Origin of the sequence: Rhodococcus sp. Chr-9 (assembly GCF_000801125.1) — a bacterium.
Lineage (GTDB): Bacteria > Actinomycetota > Actinomycetes > Mycobacteriales > Mycobacteriaceae > Rhodococcus > Rhodococcus pyridinivorans.
Genome location: NZ_JTIZ01000104.1, coordinates 38675 through 56720, shown reverse-complemented (window position 1 = coordinate 56720; position 18046 = coordinate 38675). Strand labels below are relative to the sequence as shown.

13 protein-coding genes and 2 pseudogenes are annotated in these 18046 nt (G+C 68.3%); 3 read left to right on the top strand and 12 right to left on the bottom strand.

The window, feature by feature from the left end:
* Window positions 1-191 precede the first annotated feature (191 nt).
* Window positions 192-999: pseudogene (locus QR64_RS26575) on the top strand (IS5 family transposase).
* 156 nt (window positions 1000-1155) lie between these two features.
* Here QR64_RS26575 and QR64_RS26935 read toward each other — a convergent pair.
* The 4 genes and pseudogenes from QR64_RS26935 to QR64_RS15670 all read right to left on the bottom strand — a co-directional run.
* Window positions 1156-1607: pseudogene (locus QR64_RS26935) on the bottom strand (IS1380 family transposase); the annotation flags it as partial.
* Between the two features lie 51 nt (window positions 1608-1658).
* Window positions 1659-2750, bottom strand: coding sequence for a tyrosine-type recombinase/integrase (locus tag QR64_RS15680; RefSeq protein ID WP_235367168.1), 1092 nt, complete (start codon window positions 2748-2750; stop codon window positions 1659-1661).
* Window positions 2751-2797: 47 nt separating this feature from the next.
* Window positions 2798-3148 (bottom strand): DUF3703 domain-containing protein, encoded by a 351-nt coding sequence (locus QR64_RS15675; protein WP_019290688.1) that lies wholly within the window; start codon window positions 3146-3148, stop codon window positions 2798-2800.
* Between the two features lie 45 nt (window positions 3149-3193).
* A complete protein-coding gene (locus QR64_RS15670) occupies window positions 3194-4117 on the bottom strand; it encodes a sterol desaturase family protein (RefSeq protein ID WP_019290689.1) in 924 nt (307 codons plus the stop codon).
* Window positions 4118-4391: 274 nt separating this feature from the next.
* Here QR64_RS15670 and QR64_RS25210 point away from each other — a divergent pair, with 274 nt between their 5' ends.
* Window positions 4392-6368 (top strand): N-acetylmuramoyl-L-alanine amidase, encoded by a 1977-nt coding sequence (locus QR64_RS25210; RefSeq protein WP_039586111.1) that lies wholly within the window; start codon window positions 4392-4394, stop codon window positions 6366-6368.
* A 25-nt stretch (window positions 6369-6393) separates the two neighbouring features.
* On the opposite strand, the gene QR64_RS15660 is transcribed toward QR64_RS25210, so the two are convergent.
* The 7 genes from QR64_RS15660 to QR64_RS15635 all read right to left on the bottom strand — a co-directional run bounded on the left by QR64_RS15660 (window position 6394) and on the right by QR64_RS15635 (window position 12333).
* Window positions 6394-7134 (bottom strand): helix-turn-helix transcriptional regulator, encoded by a 741-nt coding sequence (locus tag QR64_RS15660; RefSeq protein WP_037217579.1) that lies wholly within the window; start codon window positions 7132-7134, stop codon window positions 6394-6396.
* A 123-nt stretch (window positions 7135-7257) separates the two neighbouring features.
* Complete coding sequence (locus QR64_RS15655) at window positions 7258-7848, bottom strand: cadmium resistance transporter (RefSeq protein WP_019290692.1); 591 nt, start codon at window positions 7846-7848, stop codon at window positions 7258-7260.
* 93 nt (window positions 7849-7941) lie between these two features.
* Window positions 7942-8829 carry an MFS transporter gene (locus QR64_RS27970; protein WP_235367169.1) on the bottom strand — a complete coding sequence of 296 codons (888 nt, stop codon included), beginning with the start codon at window positions 8827-8829 and terminating at the stop codon, window positions 7942-7944.
* Window positions 8830-8860: 31 nt separating this feature from the next.
* On the bottom strand, window positions 8861-9505 hold a 645-nt coding region (locus QR64_RS27965), incomplete at its 3' end, for an MFS transporter (protein WP_235367166.1).
* Window positions 9456-9986 (bottom strand): signal peptidase II, encoded by a 531-nt coding sequence (lspA, locus tag QR64_RS15645; protein WP_019290694.1) that lies wholly within the window; start codon window positions 9984-9986, stop codon window positions 9456-9458. The genes QR64_RS27965 and lspA, both read right to left, overlap by 50 nt.
* Complete coding sequence (locus tag QR64_RS15640; protein ID WP_019290695.1) at window positions 9983-11947, bottom strand: heavy metal translocating P-type ATPase; 1965 nt, start codon at window positions 11945-11947, stop codon at window positions 9983-9985. The genes lspA and QR64_RS15640 overlap by 4 nt, the downstream gene beginning before the upstream one ends.
* Window positions 11944-12333, bottom strand: a complete 390-nt coding sequence (locus QR64_RS15635; RefSeq protein WP_019290696.1) for an ArsR/SmtB family transcription factor — start codon at window positions 12331-12333, stop codon at window positions 11944-11946. Before QR64_RS15635 ends, QR64_RS15640 begins: the two co-directional genes overlap by 4 nt.
* A 115-nt stretch (window positions 12334-12448) precedes the next feature.
* Here QR64_RS15635 and QR64_RS15630 point away from each other — a divergent pair, with 115 nt between their 5' ends.
* On the top strand, window positions 12449-14704 hold the full coding sequence (locus QR64_RS15630; protein ID WP_050993554.1) for an MMPL family transporter: 2256 nt from the start codon (window positions 12449-12451) through the stop codon (window positions 14702-14704).
* Between the two features lie 288 nt (window positions 14705-14992).
* Here QR64_RS15630 and QR64_RS15625 read toward each other — a convergent pair whose 3' ends face one another.
* Window positions 14993-18004, bottom strand: a complete 3012-nt coding sequence (locus QR64_RS15625) for a Tn3 family transposase (protein WP_039586110.1) — start codon at window positions 18002-18004, stop codon at window positions 14993-14995.
* Window positions 18005-18046 lie beyond the last annotated feature (42 nt).

Here is an 18046-nt window from a genome sequence, read left to right as displayed (position 1 = left end):
CACTCGCGGCATGAAATCTGGTGTCCACTCTCAAGGGGCAACCTCACAAGCAACTCCCGCCTACTCGCTGCCGCCCTCACCATTAATCGCCTCTACACACCCACTGGGCCACCAGCGGCCTAGCCGCAATACCGTTCAGTTAGAGCATGTCTCTTATGGACTAGATCGTTTGTGCGGCATAATGCACCGTCGTGGTCGATGCGTTGTCTTCCCGGCTGGTACCAGATGCGTTGTGGGAGATCGTCGAACCGTTGCTGCCTGGCTTCCGGGCGCGGCCGCAGGGCGGCGGCCGGGCGGCACTCGATGATCGGGCGGTGTTCACCGCTATCGTCTACGTGCTTACCAGCGGCTGTGCCTGGCGGCACCTGCCGCCGTCATTCGGAGTCAGTGTTCCGACCGCGCACAGACGGTTCACGACCTGGGCCAAGGCTGGGGTGTTCGACGAGCTGCACCGCCGGGTCCTCGACCAACTCGGTGCCGGTGGGGACCTGGACTGGTCCGCCGCGATCCTCGACGCCGCGCACGTGCGGGCGAAAAAGGGGGCTCTTTGACCGGTCCCAGCCCGGTCGATCGAGGTAAGAACGGCTCGAAGATCCACATCCTCTCCGACGCCGATGGCATTCCCCTAGTCACGGCGGTGACCTCGGCGAACACCCATGACAGTGTCATGTTGCAGCCGATGGTTGCTGCGATTCCGGCGGTGCGTTCGCGTCGTGGTCCGTGTCGTCGCCGGCCCGGCCGGGTGCGGGCGGACAAGGGTTACGACTATCCCGTACACCGCCGGAGGCTGCGGGCACGGGGCATCGTCCCACGGATCGCCCGCCGCGGCGTCGACAGCAGCGAGCGCCTCGGCCGTTACCGTGGAAGATCGAACGCACCCTGGCGTGGCTGAGCGGCTATCGCCGGCTGACGATGCGCTACGAACGTCACGGTGAGAACCTCGCTTCCCTTCTCCAACTCGCTGCCGCGTTGACCTCCTTCAAGACACTGACCAAATGAGACATGCTCTTAGCCTGAATCCACCGACTCGCTGGTGAAGCGGGCACGCGGCTGACCGGCGTGCATGCCAGCGACTGCGGGCATGCGGTACCCACTGGCCTACCCAGCTTTTCCACTGCGAACGAGGTCAGCCGACAGCGTCGGAGATGGACGGGTTCAGGCAGCCACCAAAGGCGTATATCCGATCGTGTTGTGCCACACTGCAACCATCGCGATGCGTACGGCCAGTAACTGGGCAAATGCAGGACCGGTCGACGTTGCGGCCGAGCCAGACGAGCTGGGACAGCGTCGCTCCGCCGCCGCAGCGTCGCTCCACGGGCACGGCCGTACCGCCCACCTGCGAGGATGCCGGTGGCGCGCAGTAGGTTGTGGGCGATCGCAGCACAGAGCACCCACGCGGAATTCGTCCCGAACGACCCGGACGGGAAGTGGGCGAGTGGACCGTCGATCAAGTCAGCGAACACTGTTTCGATGATCGCGTGTTTGCGGTGGACGAGGTCTGCCTCCACCGTCGGCAGGACCGAGTTGGTGAAGAACGGGTGATGCCGCCACACCGGCTCCGGAGCGTCGAGGTAGCGGGCGTCTTTGACGCGGCGCACCACCAGTCGGGGTCGCCGTAGTATTGGCCGAATTTCGGGCGGATATGGCGTCGCTGCTGGTCAGTGGGTGCGGGAAGTGCCGGGGCCGATGAGGCTGGTCAGTTCGCGCATGGCCTGGGGTGCGGGTTTGAAGTAGCGGCGCAGGTTCTCGGCCTTGCGGTGGCGTGACTTGGCCATGAGTTCGAGCAGGCTTGCGCCGGATTCGCCGAGGTGTGTGAGGCCGGAGTGGCGGAGTTCGTGGAGGTCCCATCCGGTGCCGGGGCCGTCGGTGGCGGTGGCGGCGTCGAGGAGGTCGCGGGCTTGGTCGTAGGACAGCCGCGCGTGTTCGGTGTCGGGGCACAGGTCGCGGTCGGCGAGGTATTTTCCGGGTCCGGGTCGGCGGTGGGTGAGGAATACCGGCCCGTGGGTGCGGCCGCGGAGCAGCCGGGGCAGGAGCCGGGCGGTGCCGGCGTCCCAGTACACGGTTTCCAGGACGTGTTCGTGGTGGGTGGCGCCGCGGCGGCGGGTGCGGGGTTTGGCGCCTTTGGATTTGACCCGGGCGCAGCGGCCGGCCAGGTCGAGGTCTTCGATGTTGAGCTGGAGCAGTTCCTCGGTGCGGGCGCAGGTTTCGTAGAGCATCCGCCACAGCGTCTTCTCCCGCAGGCCGATGTCGCGGCGGGAGATGAGCCGGTCGATCGCGGTCCGCGAGCGCACCGGTGTCTGCGAGTCCGGCGGGGTCGATCGGGCGGCCGAGGACGGGACTGCCGGGGCGGTCCAGCCTTGCTCGCGGCACCAGGACAGCCATTTCGCGACCGCGGCGCGGCGCGCGTTCCAGGTGTTGACCGCCGCTTGGCCCCACAACGCTTCCAGCACGGCGCCGATTTCGGCGTCGGTGACCGAGTCCAGAGCACGGCTGGCACCGATCAGCCCGTCGGGGCCCCGGCCGTCGATCGCGTCGACGGTCTTGACGATGGCGATGCCGTAGGCGCGGCGGGTGTTCGCCGAGCCGATCGTGTCGAGGAACGCCTCGGCGGCGGTGCGCAGGGTGCGCGTCGGCGCGGTGCGTAGCCGTGTCACCTTCGCGGCCATCGGTTCCCCGTTTCCGGCTTGCCCCGGATAACAGGGCTGCTTCGTGTAGGCGCGACGGTGGGTCCGCCGCAGGTCGAGTTTCACGCTACCCCGGATAACAGCCCGTTATCCGGGGCGAGCGAACCGGTGGGTTATGCGGCCGCCGGGTGCAGCAGGGCTGCGAGGTCGGGTGGTGTGGGCATGGTCTGGCGCAGCCCGACATGCGCGCGGCCGGTGTTGCCTTCGGGGGCGAGCCCGGCCAGGGAGCCGGGGGCGGCGACGATGATCCGGATGATCTGGCCGAGGGCTTCGCGGCGGTCGCGCTGGCGCACCGCCAGGGCGAGCATGGCGAGGTGGTTGGCGGTGTGTAGCCACGGGTCGGGCTGGGACAGGATGTGGGCACGTTCGAGGTGGGCCCAGCGCTGGGCGGGGTCGGGTGTGGTCTTGGCGGCGTGCATTTCGTCGTGGTAGCGGGCGCGGGCTGCGGGCGGGATGGTCGGCACGGCAGGTTCCTTTCGAATGGTCGATGTGTCCGGCGGAACGGGTGGTCAGGCTGTTGTGACCTGTTCGGCGGTCTCCGACGTGGGGGTGGTGTCGGGTGCGAAGTGGCAGGCGCCGTGTCGGGTGAAGGGTTCGGCGAGCTGGGCCAGGTAGCCGGTGGGGTAGTCGGGTTTGGCGGCCATGCCGAGGTCGGTGCTGGTGAACCGGCGTGCCGGGTCGTAGCTGTGGGTGCGCAGCAGGTGGTCCCAGATGAGGGTGAACAGCCCGAAGTTGACGTCGCCGATGCCGGCCCATTTCAGGTGGTGGAACCGGTGGCCCTCGTTGAGCGCCAGGACGTGTTTGAGGGGACCGATGCGGTAGTCGGCGTTGGAGTGCTGCAACAGCAGCTGCACCGCCACCGCCAGCGACAGTGCGGCGGCGACCGGGACCGGGATCCCGGCCAGCAGCAGCGGGGTGACCCCGGCGGTCATCTCGATGGTTTGGTGCAGGGGGTGTTTCATCAGGCCGTTGAGCCCGTAGAAGCGGGTGACGCTGTGGTGCACGGCGTGGAACCGCCACAGGATCCCGATCTTGTGGCTGGCGTAGTGGGCCAGGGTGATCCCGAGGTCGGCGACCAGGACCGCGATCAGCACCTGCATCACGAACGGCCAACCGTGCGGCCAGATCCCGTCGCCGGGAATGAGCGCGGCCAGAGCGGGGATGGCGGCGACGCTGGCCAGGATGAGGGTTTCGTTGACGAAGCCGTGGACGGTGTCGCGGCCGGTGTCGCCGTGAGAGGCATTCCAGGACACCTGATACGGCAGCACGCGTTCGGCGGTGAACGACACCGCGACCGCGACCCCGAGCAGGGCGATCAACCAGGCCTTGTGGGCGCCGCCGGCGGCCACGGCGATACCGACACCGTTGATACCGAGCAGCATGAACGGTGCGTAGCCGTAGCGGATGAGTGGGCGGGCGAGCAGCGTGGACATGGATTCAGCCTCGCGCTCAGGCGCGGAAGGGGCTTGAAGAAACCGGCTGACTTCGCCTCGCCGAGTGGCGGCCGAGGTGGAGGTCATCGCAGGGCAGGACCTGACCGGCGGCGGCCAATGGCCCGGGTGTCGCACCGAATGTCAGCTACACCCCGGCTACAGTCTCGAGTAACCCTTCATGCTTGGGGTGGTTGTGGTTGGTGTGATCGGTGGTGCGGTTCGGGTTGTGGAATGCGGACCGGCCGCCGCGGTTTCTACCGAGGTAGGAGTACTGGTGCCGAACTACGCCCGCAAACGAACCATAACGCTTCCCCTGGTCGCGGTCGCTGTGGTCGCGGCGCCGGTCGTGGCCGGTTTCCTCGGTGGAGGGGGTCAGTACCGGTTCTCCAACGACAGCGGTCCGGGCCAGCGTGCGCAGACCAGGACCGCTGTGGTCGCGCTGTCGGAGTTTCCGACGGCGGTGGTGGCGTTGCGTGAGCTGGCCGGGATGCCGTTGCCGGACCTGCGGGTCGGTGATCTTGCGGTGGTCCCGGGTGCGCCACCGCTACCGGAGGGTTCGCGGGTCGGGCCGATCGGTTTCATCGCCGGCGAGGGAGCCGCGCCGATCTCGGCCCGGACACCGGCGTTGGATGCCGGCGTGGTGCCCGAGCAGTTGGCCGATCGAATCGGAGCGCAGGTCACCGAGCTCACTCACCGGGGTCGTTTCAGCATGATCGGTTTGACAGCGCCGGACTTGGGGGGCATCACCACGATGGTGCGAGCCCGCCAACTCGATGGTTCCTGGGGTCCGTGGTTCCAGGCCGGGACCGACGACAGTGTTGCGGCCCGTCGCCCGGGCCCGGGACGCGTGCAGGGCAGTGAACCTGTCTATGTCGGCGACACTGACGCGGTGCAGATCCTGAGTACCCGCGGGCCTGCTGAGGCAGGTCTGTCCGAACCTCAGGGGCCGAGCGCGATCACGGGGCCCGAGCGACTCGGTTCCGCGACCACGCAGCTGTCGGCGGTGTTGCTCGATCCAGGCCGCGACGAGGGGGATCTGTCGGCGATTGCGGCACCGCTGGCAGGTGGCGGGCCCCGGGTGATCAGCCGGGAGCAGTGGGGCGCCGACGAGTCGCTGCGCTGTGAGGACCCGACCTACGACGACGGCCTGGGCGGGATCGTGGTGCACCACACCGCGGGACGCAACGACTACAGCAAGGCCGAGTCGGCGGCGATCGTGCGCGGCATCTACGCCTACCATGCCGAAACGCTGGGGTGGTGCGATATCGGCTACCACGCGCTGGTGGACAAATACGGTCAGATCTTCGAGGGGCATTTCGGCGGTTTGGACCGGCCCGTGCAGGGCGCGCACACCGGGGGGTTCAACGAGAACACCGCCGGGGTGGCGTTCATGGGTAACCACGAATCCGAAGAACCGTCCCAGGCGGCGATCACCGCGATGGGGCAGTTCATCGGGTGGCGCGCGCGTGTCGCGGGATTGGATCCCCGAGGGACCACCACCATGATCTCTGAGGGCACCGAATACACCCCGTACGGCGAGGGCGAACAGGTGCAGCTGCCGGTGGTGTTCTCCCACCGCGATGTCGGTAACACCACCTGCGCCGGTGATGCTGCGTATGCGCTCATGGATCGTATTCGTTCCATCGCGGCGGGTACGAGCCCGGGTGCGGGGCCCGGGCAAGCTCCGGGCGGCCCGGACTCGTCTGCGGTGCCCGATCCCGATGCTGATGCCGATGTGTCGACGTTGGCGGCGCTGACGGGCAAATTGTTGGATTTGGTCGACCGCAGTGTGCTGGCCCGGTACTGGGTCGATACCGGTGGACCGCAGGGGCGGCTGGGGCCGGCCGCCTCGGAGCTGGTGTTCACCGCCGACGGCGCACAGCAGACCCGATTCGTCCACGGTTATCTGTTCCAGGCTCCCGACGGTCGGGTCTACGAAGTTGCCGGGCGCATCGGGCAACGGTTTGCCCAGCTCGGCGGGAGCGACGGCGTGCTGGGTGCGCCACGCAGCAACGAGTACCCCGTGCCCGGTGGTTTGCGGGTCGATTTCGATCGCGGATCGTTGGTGTTCAACCGGGAGACCGGTGTCGTCACCACGTTCGGACCACCCCAACCGGATCCCGATCATCCGACGCCCTCGACTACGTCCGCTGAAATTCCACCAGCACCTGCACCCGTAGCCGCGGAGGCTGTACCGGCACCGCCTCCAGCGTCCACCGGCTCGGCCGAAACTGCGCCGAGTCCACAGTGAGGTAGTCCGCACGTCGCGAGCAGCGCTATGCGGTGGTGGTTCGGTCACGCACTGGTGGCGGCCGCCATCCGGTGGCGGTCAGCGCTTCGGTCGGTGAGATGCCGATCAGGTCGCGGCAGGTGCGGGTGAGGTGGGCGCTGTCGGCGAATCCGGCTGTGTGCGCGGCCTGGGTCAGGGATCCGCCGTCACGCACCACGGTGAAGCCGAGCTGCAATCGTACCCACCGCCGCCACGCCACATAGGGCAGTCCGACCTGGGCGGTGAAAATGTGCGAGAGGCGACTCGCCGACATCCCGATGTCGGCGGCGAGTTCGCTCAGCGGGGGTGGCCCTCCCACCCACTCGGTTGCCCGGCGCAGTGCCTCGGCTACGACCGGATGCGAGGACCGGCGCGCCGGGACGCCGGCCGACGCAGGTGGCGCGGGTGCGGTGACGCTGACCCAGGTTGTGGATGCCTGGCGAGGTTGCTCGCCCAGTCGGGCCAGCGCTGCGTGAGCGGTCGTGCTGTCAGGGTCGAGGAAGGCGAGGAATCCGCTGGTGCCGGGTTCGGTGTGGACCTGGTGGACCACCCCGGGTGGGATGATCGCTGTGACAGCGGGGATGGTGTGTCCGGTCGCGTCGGTCAGGATTAATCGTCCGCGTGCGACGAAGAGGACTTGCACGGCGGCGTGGGCGTGGGCAGGCGCGTCGCCGATGTCGCCGGTGAATGTCATGAGCCCGGGAGTCAGGGACACCCCACCGGACCAGCGCTGCCCGGCAGCCCTCACCTCCGCACCGCCCGTTGATGGCGGCGTCGGAGCAGCGATCGGTAATTCGGGCGCGGGGTCAGGCAAGTCACGGTGCCGCCCTTCTGGCGTGGTGATCTGGTTTGTGCGGACACGGAGTGTGCGTCAGAGGCCGAAGGCGCCGCCGCTGACGAGGATGACGATTCCGAGAACGATCAGCACGAGCGGGAACAGGATGTGTTCCCACCGTTCCAAGATCTCGGCAATAGTGCTGCGGGTGGTGAGGAACTTCGCGGTGATCACCAGCACCCCGACCAAGAGCAGGAACACGACCGAGTAGGCGATGATCGCTGCGGTCCCGACGGTGGCGAAGACCGGGACGTAGACGCCGATGTTGTCGCCGCCGTTGGCGAAGGTCACCGCCGCCACCGTCCAGACCGCGACCTTCTTGCCCTCGAACCGGTCATCGTCGTCGCCGTTGTTGCGCCATGCTCTCCAGGCGGCGAGCAGACCGAGCAGCAGAGGAATGAGCCCGAAGTAGGCGATGGCTTCTTCGGGCAGCAGCGCCGTGACTCCGAGCGCTACGAGGACCGACGCGGCGAGGATCGCTCCGAAACCGAGATATTGTCCGGTCGCGATGGCGGCCGTTGTTCCGCGGGTTCCCGCGCCGCGGGCGAAAAACAGCGAAAGCACGATGATGTCGTCGATGTTGGTCACCAGGAAGAGTCCGATGGCCTGCAGGATCGAGGTAACCATTCCGGCGGATGCCCTTTCTCGGGGAGTGCACTGCTGTCCGGCTGCCACGCGGTTGTGTCGCGTGCCGCAGCCGCTGTCAAGGAAGTGGCTATTTCAGTTTCGATCACGCGCCGGTGATGTCGGCGCGGGCGCAGGAGTGTGGTTGGGGAGTTTGGCGGCGATGGCCGCGGCCAGTAGTGCGCTGATGGCGGCGCTGGCGAGGAACACTGCGGACATGGCGTGGCTGTAGGCGTGGGCGCTGGTCGCGGCCAGATCGGCGCCCGCTTGGCCGGGAATCCGGGTCGCGGCCAGTTGTGCTCCGGCGATGTTGTCACGCGCCGCGCTGACTACTGGTTCGGGCAGGCCGCTCAGGTGGGGGTCGAGGTCGCGGGTGTAGGTGACGGTGAGCAGGGTGCCCAGGATGGCCACGCTGAACGCCGCGCCGACCTGTCGAATGTCCATCAGCAACCCAGCTCCTGCCGCGCTGCGGTGCTCGGGCAGGCTCGCCATGACCGCATCGACAGCTGGCGCCAACGCCAGCCCGGCACCTAGGCCCACGGTCGCCAGGCACGCCGCGACGAAGCCGTAGCCGGAGTCGACGGTGATGCGGGATGCGAGCACGAATCCTGCCGCGGCGATCACCATGCCGATGACGATCGGGATTTTGGCGCCGAGTCGGGTGACGATTTTGTCGACGGCGGCTGCGGCGATGATGATCGCCAGCACCAGAGGCACTAAGCGCAGGCCGGTGCCGAAGGCGTCGTGGTGGCGCAGGATCTGCAGGTATTGCGGCAGCACGAACAGCACGCCGACCAGGGTGAAGGTGCCTGCGGTTGCGGCCAGGGTAGGCCAGGTGAAGGCCGGATTGGTGAACAGTGCCAGATCGACCAAGGGGTCGCGGGCACGGCTTTCCCACACCAGAAATCCCGCGATCAGCCCCACACCGGCTGCCAGAGCCGCGAGCACGACGGGATCGGTCCACCCGTACGCGGGAACCTGGATGATGCCGAATACCAGCGACGCCGTACCGGGNCCCGAGCCGGTCCAGCGGCGGTGCGTGCGGGTCGACCGATTCGGGCAACAGCACCGCACAGGCGACCAGGGCGGCGACACCGACCGGGACGTTGATCAGAAACACCGAGCCCCACCAGAAATGCTGCAACAACCAGCCACCGACGATCGGCCCCAGCGGCAACCCGACACCCAACGCGCCGACCCACACCGCGATCGCGCGACGACGCTGGTCGGGGCCGAACAGGGTCGGCAGGATCCCCAGCGACAGCGGCACGATGATCGCCGCGCCGATGCCCATGACCGCGCGGGCGGCGATCAGCGAGCCGGTGGACCCGCTGAAAGCGGCCCAGGCCGAGGCGGCGACGAAGGCGACTAAACCTGCCAGCAGGAGCCGTTTGCGACCGTAGCGGTCACCGAAGCCGCCGGCGGGCAGCATGAGCGCGGCGAAGACCAGGGTGTAGGCGTTGACGATCCACTGCAACTGGGTGGTGCTCGCGCCGAGGTCTTGGGCCAGGGTGGGCAGGGCGACGTTGAGAACCATCAGGTCCAGCCCGACGGTGAGCAGGGCGACGACCAGCGCCGCCAGCCCTGCCCACCGACGTGATGAGCCCGGCTCAGTCCCGGTCGTCGGCGTGGTGTTCGGGTGAGAGTGGTTCTCGCTCATCGGAGTTTCCGATCAGAGTGGCGACGATGAGGGCGGTCGCGCCGAGCACAATGAAGGTGTCGGCGAGGTTGAAGGTGGGCCACCAGCCGGTGTGCAGGTAGTCGGTCACCACACCGTCGGGGAACCGGTCGATCACGTTGGCAACCGCGCCGCCCAGGATTGCGGCGAGCGCGACGCGAGTGAGCAGGTTCGCGCGCGGCGCGACCACCCATCCGCCGACCGCGACCGCGGTGGTGATCACCGTGGTGAGGGTGAGCATCACCCAACTGGGTGCGTCGGCGGCGATCGAGAACGCGGCGCCGGGGTTGAACGCCAACCTCAGGTCCACCGGACCCGCCTCGATCGGTGCCCCGGCCAGCGTGGTCTGCGCCCACGCTTTGAGCGCGAGGTCGATACCGGCCAGCGCGGCCGCGGCAGCCACCCACCGCAGTCGCCGCCCCCACCGCGACACGGTGGGAGCAGACGACGCGGTGGCGGTCACGCGGGCGCTCCGGCCAGTACCGGTGCGGGCTTGGCCGCCGAATCGGGCAGCGAGGCCAGGGGTTTGGTGCGTCCGGCGCGGACACCGTTGGCGATGACGACGATCTCGGCGAGTTCGTGCACCAGCACCACCGCCGCCAACCCGAGAACCCCGAACAGCGCGAGCGGGATCAAGATCGTGATCAACCCCAACGACAAACCGACGTTCTGCAACATGATCCGGCGAGCCCGACGAGCGTGCTCGAGAGCCCGCGGCAGGTGCCGCAGGTCCTCACCCATCAACGCCACATCCGCGGTTTCGATAGCGACATCGGTGCCCATCGCCCCCATCGCCACACCCAGGTCGGCAGTCGCCAGTGCGGGGGCGTCGTTGACGCCGTCGCCGACCATCGCGGTGAAACGCCCCTTGCGCAGGTCGGCGACGATGCGGGCCTTATCCTCCGGACGCAGATCCGCGTGCACGTCTTCGATCCCCGCCTCAGCGGCCAAAGCGGCGGCGGTGCGGACGTTGTCACCGGTGAGCATCGAGACCCGGATTCCCAGCGCGTGCAATCGGTCGATGACCTCGTGTGCCTCGGGCCGCAGTTCGTCGCGCACAGCGATCGCACCGATCACCTGGCCGTCGAGCTCGATCAGCACCGCGGTCGCCCCCGCGTGCTGCATCCGTTCCACATCGGCGGCCAGAACACCCGGTTCGATCCAACCCGGACGGCCCAGCCGCGCCCGACGCCCGTCGATGCGGCCGGTCAACCCGGCGCCGGTGACCGCCTCGACGTCGGTGGCGGGAGCGACGGTCTCGACGGCGGCGAGGATGGCGCGGGCGAGGGGATGTTCGCTACGCGATTCCAGCGCCGCGGCGACAGCGAGCACTGTGGCCTGCTCGGCGCCGGTGACGGCCGAGATCTCGACGACTGCAGGCTGGTTCGCGGTCAGCGTGCCTGTCTTGTCGAGCGCGACCTCACGCACCCGACCCATCGCCTCGAGTGCGGCACCGCCCTTGACCAGCACGCCCAGCTTGCTCGCCGCGCCGATGGCGGCGACGACGGTGACCGGCACCGAGATCGCCAGCGCGCACGGCGAGGCCGCGACCAGCACCACCAGCGCACGTTCGATCCAGGTGACCGGATCCCCGAAGAGCGCGCCGATCACCGCGATGGCGGCGGCGGCGATCATGATGCCGGGCACCAGCGGTTTGGCGATCTTGTCGGCCAAGCGTTGAGCGTCGCCCTTGCGGGCCTGCTCGGCCTCCACGATCCGCACGATCCGCGCCAGGGAGTTGTCCTCAGCGGTCGTGGTGACCTCGACGGTCAGCACACCGGTGCCGTTGATCGACCCGGCGAACACCTCCGCCCCCGGCCCGGCTTCCACCGGTACCGATTCGCCGGTGATCGCCGAAACATCCAGCGCGCTACGCCCGTCGACGATCACCCCGTCGGTCGCCACTCGCTCGCCGGGGCGCACGAGCATCTGGTCCCCGACGCGCAGCTCCGCTGGGCTGATCACCATTTCGGTGCCCTCGCGTAGCACGGTGGCCCGGTCCGGTACCAGGTTCAACAGCGCGCGCAGCCCGCGGCGGGTGCGCGCGACCGCGTACTCCTCGAGGCCCTCGCTGATGGAAAACAGAAACGCCAGCATGGCGGCTTCGCCGACCTCGCCGAGGATCACCGCGCCGATCGCGGCGATCGTCATCAGCGTGCCGACCCCGATCTTGCCCTTGGCCAACCGTTTGAGCGTGGATGGGACGAAGGTGTAGGCACCGACGAGGAGCGCGGCGATCTCCAACCCCAACTCGACGGCGCGCGGGCCGCCGGTCCAGCCGACGATCAGTGCCGCGACCAGCAGCACTCCGGCGACCGCGGCGGCGCGCAGTTCGCTGACTTCCCAGAGCTTTTCGGGTTCGCGTTCCTCGGCCTCGCCGTCACCGGCGGGTTCGTCGTGGCCGCAGCCGCATGCGTCGCTCATGCTCGCACCTCCGCGCTCTCCGTCTCGGTGGTGGAGTCGGTGCCGTAGTTCGGGCACAACGCCACCGCATTGCCTGTCGCCGCGAGCAAGGTCTCTGCCGAGGCGAGTAGGTCCATCAACTCCGGGCGGGCCAGGCTGTAGAACACCTGCCGCCCTTGCGGACGCCCCACGACCAGCCCGCAGTCGCGCAGGCACGCCACATGCGCCGACACCGTCGACTGAGCCAGTCCGAGCCCGGCCATCAGGTCCGAGACCCGCGCTTCCCCGCACGCCAACCGGTGCACGATCGCCAACCGTGTCGCATCGGAGAGGCTGTGGAACAGTGCCACCGCCGGATCCAACCCCTGCGTCTCGACGAGGCAACCCCCGCCATCATTAATCGCCATAAAGCGATGATAGCTGCGAAACCTATTGATATCGAGTGAGAGTGTGATTAATCTCGTGTCAACGATTACATCGCGATATGGCGATCAATTTGTGGTCGCTACCGAGGGAGAACGCGTGAACCAGCAGAAGTCCGCCGTCGTCGAGAACTCGCCTCAGCAACCATCGCCGCCGGGCTCGCCCGGAGTGCTGTATCGGTGGGGCGTTCTGATGGCCCGGCGCAGACGTGCGGTCCTGGCGGTCTGGGGACTGCTGCTGGTGGTGTGCGCGGTGGCCTACCCGCTGCTCGAGAACCGGCTCGGTGCGATGGACTTCGGTGTCGAGGGCTCGGAGTCCACCGAGGTGGATCGCCTGGTTGCCCGGCACTTCCCGCAGTTCGGTACGGAACAGGCGGTCATCGTGCTGCAATCTGGCGCGGTCACCGCCACCGACGCCGAGTTCCGTGCAGCGGTGGCTCGCACGATCACCGTCGCCACCGCGGTCGAGGGCGTGGTCGAGGTCGTCGGCCCCTACGACGGGCTGCCCGGATCCCAGATCTCGGCCGACGGTCACGTCGCGATCGCGCTCGCCGGCATGGACGGCGACATGGCCGAACGCGCGAGAGTCGCGCGCGACCTGCAAGACGCCATCGCCACCACCGGCGACGATTCCATCGACGTGGGGGTCACCGGGTACTCGGCGGTACAGAACGCGGCCACCGAACTGCAGAACGCCGACCTGGCCCGCGCCGAGGCAATCGGCATCCCGGTCGCGCTGGTCCTGCTCGTCCTCGCGCTCGGCGCCCTGGCCGCGGCGGCGGTCCCGATCGCAGTGGCCATCGCCGGGATGCTGACCGCGATCGGAGTGTTGTTCACCCTCACCACTGTGACCGCGTTCGATTCGCTGACCGTGGCCATGGCCACCATGGTCGGCCTCGGCGTCGGTATCGACTACGCGATGTTCATCGTCAGCCGCTTCCGCGAAGAACTCACCCACCACACCGTCGCCGACCACGCCGCGATCTCCGGCGCCGTCGGCCGCTCCCTCGCCACAGCAGGCAAAACGATTCTGGTCTCGGGCCTGGTGGTGATGATCTCGCTGTGCGCGTTGATCATCATCCAGGCACCGATCTTCCGTGGCATCGCCATCGGCGTCGCCACCGCCGTCACCAGCATGCTCGCCGTCGCCGTCACCCTGCTACCCGCCCTGCTCGCAGCTTTGGGCCCGGCTGTCAACCGCGGCAGTCTCCCGGCCCGCTGGCGCCCTGCCGACAGCGCCACCGACACTTCGGGCGTTGTCGGTGGTCGCTGGGCGCGCTGGGCGTATCTCGTCATGCGCCGACCCGTCCTCTTCGGCACCGCGGCCGCAGCGGTGCTGGTCCTCGCCGCGCTGCCGGTATTCGGGATCCGCTACGGCCTCGACATGGGTACCACCGCCCTCGACGGCACCCCGACCGGACGCGCCAGCACCGCATTGACCACCAACTTCTCGCCCGGAGCACTCTCCCCGGTCGAGATCATCGCCACCGGCCCCGGCGACACCCCACTCACCGCAGACGCCGCAGCACGGGTCAACCGATTCTTGACCGAGATCGACGGCGACGCCCGCATCGACACCGTCCTGCCCGCCCAGCTCAATGACGGTCGAATGCTGGCGATGGCGATCCCCTCGGTCACCTTCGACTCGATGGCCGCCACCGACCTCATCCGCGACCTGCGCACCACAGCCGCCGACGCGACCGAAGCCGAGATCCGCATCGGCGGCAGCACCGCCGAATTCGTCGACCTCTCCGACGAAATGACCACCAAACTGCCGCTGGTCGTAGCCTTGGTGCTGACCGCCTCGCTGGTCTTCCTCATCGCCGCTTTCCGCAGTATCGCCTTGCCCCTCAAGGCCATCGCGATGAACCTGCTCGCCACGGGCGCCGCCCTCGGTATCACCGTCGCGGTGTTCCAGTGGGGTCTGGGCGAGAACGTCCTCGACTTCACTAGCCCCGGATTCGTGCAGGTCTACCTACCCACCGTGGTGTTCGCGCTACTGTTCGGGCTCTCGATGGACTACGAGGTGTTCCTGATTCGTCGCATCCGCGAATACTGGGACGCCAGCGGCGACAACCAGCGCGCCGTCGCGGCGGGGCTCACTCACACCGCGCGGCCGATCACCGCGGCCGCCGCGATCATGATCGCCATCTTCGCCAGCTTCGTCACCGCCGACATCCTCGAACTCAAACAACTCGGACTCGCCCTCGCGGTTGCGGTAGCCATCGACGCCGTCCTGATCCGCCTCGTACTCGTCCCGGCCCTCATGCGCCTGCTCGGCAAGTGGAACTGGTGGCTGCCCACCCCCGGCGTCCGGTTTACCACCGACACCCATGCAATCGAGGAACGCCGCTGAACCACGCGGCGATCACGATCTGACACGGCGATCACGACAGGTTGTATGCAGGCACTGGCCGCCCACCGAACCCGCACCGCCCAGGCACCATCCCCAGCGACAACGATCAGTGCCCGCGTCACCTACCGCAATCCGCAAAGGGCTCCGGCCGTCCCATCGCCCATGAGCACCGCCGATCCCACCACGGCGGGGATGACCATGCAGCCCGTCGCCGACGCCTACACCAGCTCACACGCCCCCTGCCGACGCCCTCGTCGACCCCCGCAACCGAGGCACCGTGCTGCTGACTCAGAACAGGGTGTCGCGTACCCGCAGCGGCCGGTACCCGGTCGGGCCGAGCGCGGCGAGTTCGGCGTCGATGTCGACCTCGATCGCGCCGAAGAAGTTGATGTTCTCGCTGTGGGCGGGGCTGATATGGGCCAGCACCTCGTCATCGATGCGGCGCCCGGCACGGCGCATCTGCTCGACCGCGAGCCCGTAATACTCGGTGGTCCAGGCGATCACGGCGTTGGTGGCCAAGGTCAGGCACCACGCCTGCTCGGTCTGGTCGTCGAGCTGGCGGGCGCGGATCATGCCCTCGTGCGCATAGAGCAGGTCGCGGCGCAGCGCGTGCAGGGACTCGCCCTTGTTGAGCTGGCGGGAGATCTTGCGTCGATAGTCCGGATCCGACAGATACTTCGCGGCGTAGACGGTGCGCCGGACCGCGCCGTACTCCTTGAGCGCGGTGGCCAGGGTGTTCTGCCGCCCGGACGCGGACAGCTTGCCGACCAGCAGCGAGGCGGTGGCGTGCCCGAACTTCAGCGACCCCGCCAGCCGCAGCAGATCGTCCCAGTGCTCGGCGATCAACTCCAGATTCGCTTTGCGGGTCATCAGCGGTCCGGCGTGCGGGAACCGGGCCTCGGTCTCGCGGCGGGGGCCGGGCCGGTACAGGGTGATCCGGCCCAGGTCCCGGATCCGGGGTGAGAGCTGCATCCCGAGCAGGTCGAACAACCCGAAATTCACCAGAGTCACCCCGTGGGTGTCGGTGGCGTGTTCGGTGATCGGCAGATCCGTGGCGTTGCCGAGGATTTCATCGAGCACGTAGTGCGCTTCGCGTTTGGTGGCGACGATGATCTTCGTGCCGTAGGTGGCGTGCTGATCGGTGACATGGGTGTAGGTCGACAGCACCCGGCCGCCGTGGATGACCATCTCCCGCGCCGAAGTCGACTTACCGCGCACCGGGAACCGCTGCCCGTCGCTGGATGACAGCGTGCCCGCACCGAACACCGTGGTCAGCGGCAACCTTTGGTGGTAGTCGATGATCGCCAGGTTCGCCGCCCGCAGCGTCTCCTCGCGGACATACCATTCCGCCGTCCACGCGAGGATGTCGTAGGAGATGCCGCAGGCCTCCGCCATCCGGGTCAAACCCAGGTTCGTCGAATACGCCAGCAGCACCGCGATGAGGTTGCGTTTCAGCTCCGGGGTGCGGGTCTGCTTGCCCGAGGCGTGAGTGAAACAGTCCAGGTAGCCGGTGCGTTTGTCCAGCTCGATCAGCAACGACACGATCGGCGCGAACGGCAGCATCTCCGTCAGCTCCGCCTTCAACGACTTCGCCTCCTCGGGGACCTCTTCGGCGGTCAACGGCGAGATCACCAGACCCCCGCCCTCGTCCACACGGACCGGGCCGTCCCCGCCGGCCAGCACCGCCTCCAGCCCTTCGACCGCCTCGTGCAGCTCATCGACTACCGCCGCCAACCCTTCGCCGGGGTCGGCGGGTTTGCCGACCAGGCGGCAGAACTCGGCCCGCTGCGGCGCCCACTGCCCGGTAGTGAGCAGGTAGGCGGCCGGATCGGCGTAGCGGCGCGACCCCGGCACGAACACATCCCCGCTACGCAAACCGTCCCGCAACCCCAGCAGCACACACAGCTCCCAATAGTGCCGATACGCGGTGACACTGCCCGATTTCCGGGCCTCGTCGAGATAGCCGCGCCACTTGACCGGCACGAACCCCGCCGGTGCCTCGTCGAACACCTTCCGACGTCCGGTGGCGTTCAGCTCGCGCAGCATGTCCACCGCAACCAGCAGCTCCGTCGCCGCGGTGCCGCCGGCGAACCGCACCGCCGACAACACCGCCGGAGTGAACTGCCGCAGATAGCTATACGACGAATCCAGTGCGGCCAGATGCCCGTGATCACGCGGCAGCCGCGGTTTGGCCGCCGCGATCGCCGCCCGCAACCGCTCCCACCCGATCGCATCGCCCCGGACCAGACCGCCAACGTCTTCGTCGGGGATCTGCGGGTCATTGATGATCGCCAGCAACTCATCGAGGAGGGCCTGGCGATCCTCTCCCGTTTTGCCGCGTTCGGCCAACTGCTGCTGCATGCGCCGCTCGGCCTGGCCGAACTTCGCCGAGATCGCCTGATCGAACAGCGCCACCACCTCATCGAGCACATCGGTCGCCGACTGCGCCAGCACCGTCAACAAGATCGGATACCGGCGTTGCGGCTCTCGACGTTCGAGGGCCTGCGGGGTCAGACGCCGGCCCATCGTGGCCAGAAACCGGCGCCGCTCGGCGGGCAGCACCGACATGTCGAGGCGGTCCGCGCCCATCCCGCGCAGGAACCCCAGCTTCTCGACCTCGGCGCGCACCGCCTGCGCCGACGCCTCCACCGGAGGCGTCGACAGCCACCGCAGCCGCGACACCCCCAGCGAGGGATCGGTGACCAGCAACGAATCCAGCTCCGTGCACCGTTCGGGTGTGAACTCGTGCGCGAGCCGGTCATAGGTTTCGGTCTGCGCCTGGTGACGGGCGTGGGCGACTCGCTCCACCACCGTGACCGGGCCCGGCCGGATCACCCGCGCCGAGATCAGGTACTCGCACGCCAGCCGGAACAGCAGCGTCGGGGAATCATGCTCCATCGCCCGCGCCAGCAAGAACTCGTCCAGCTCCTTCGACTCCAACGCCCCGGCCGCCCGCCAGCCCAGATACTGCGCGGCCAAACGTGCGTGCTCGGTGCGGGTCTTGGCGCGCCTGCCGTACGAACCGATCCCCACCGCATCCACCCGCAACTGCTCAGCCAGCCGGGCCACCGCCACCGGCGGCGCCGTAGTCAACCGGTCCGGCACAAAACCCAGCCACGGCAGAGTGCACAACGCCACCGCCAAACCCAACCGGTCCGCCGGACCCCGGCCACGACCCGGATCCACAAACGCCAGATCAGCCGGAGTCAACGTGAAAAACCGGAACAACTCCTCACGGCTGATCTCCGGGAACCCCCGCAGACGCTCCAACTCCTCGTCCGCGAACACCCGCGTCGCCACGAACCCCAACCTCCAGCACGCCGATCAACCCTCATCGGCAGC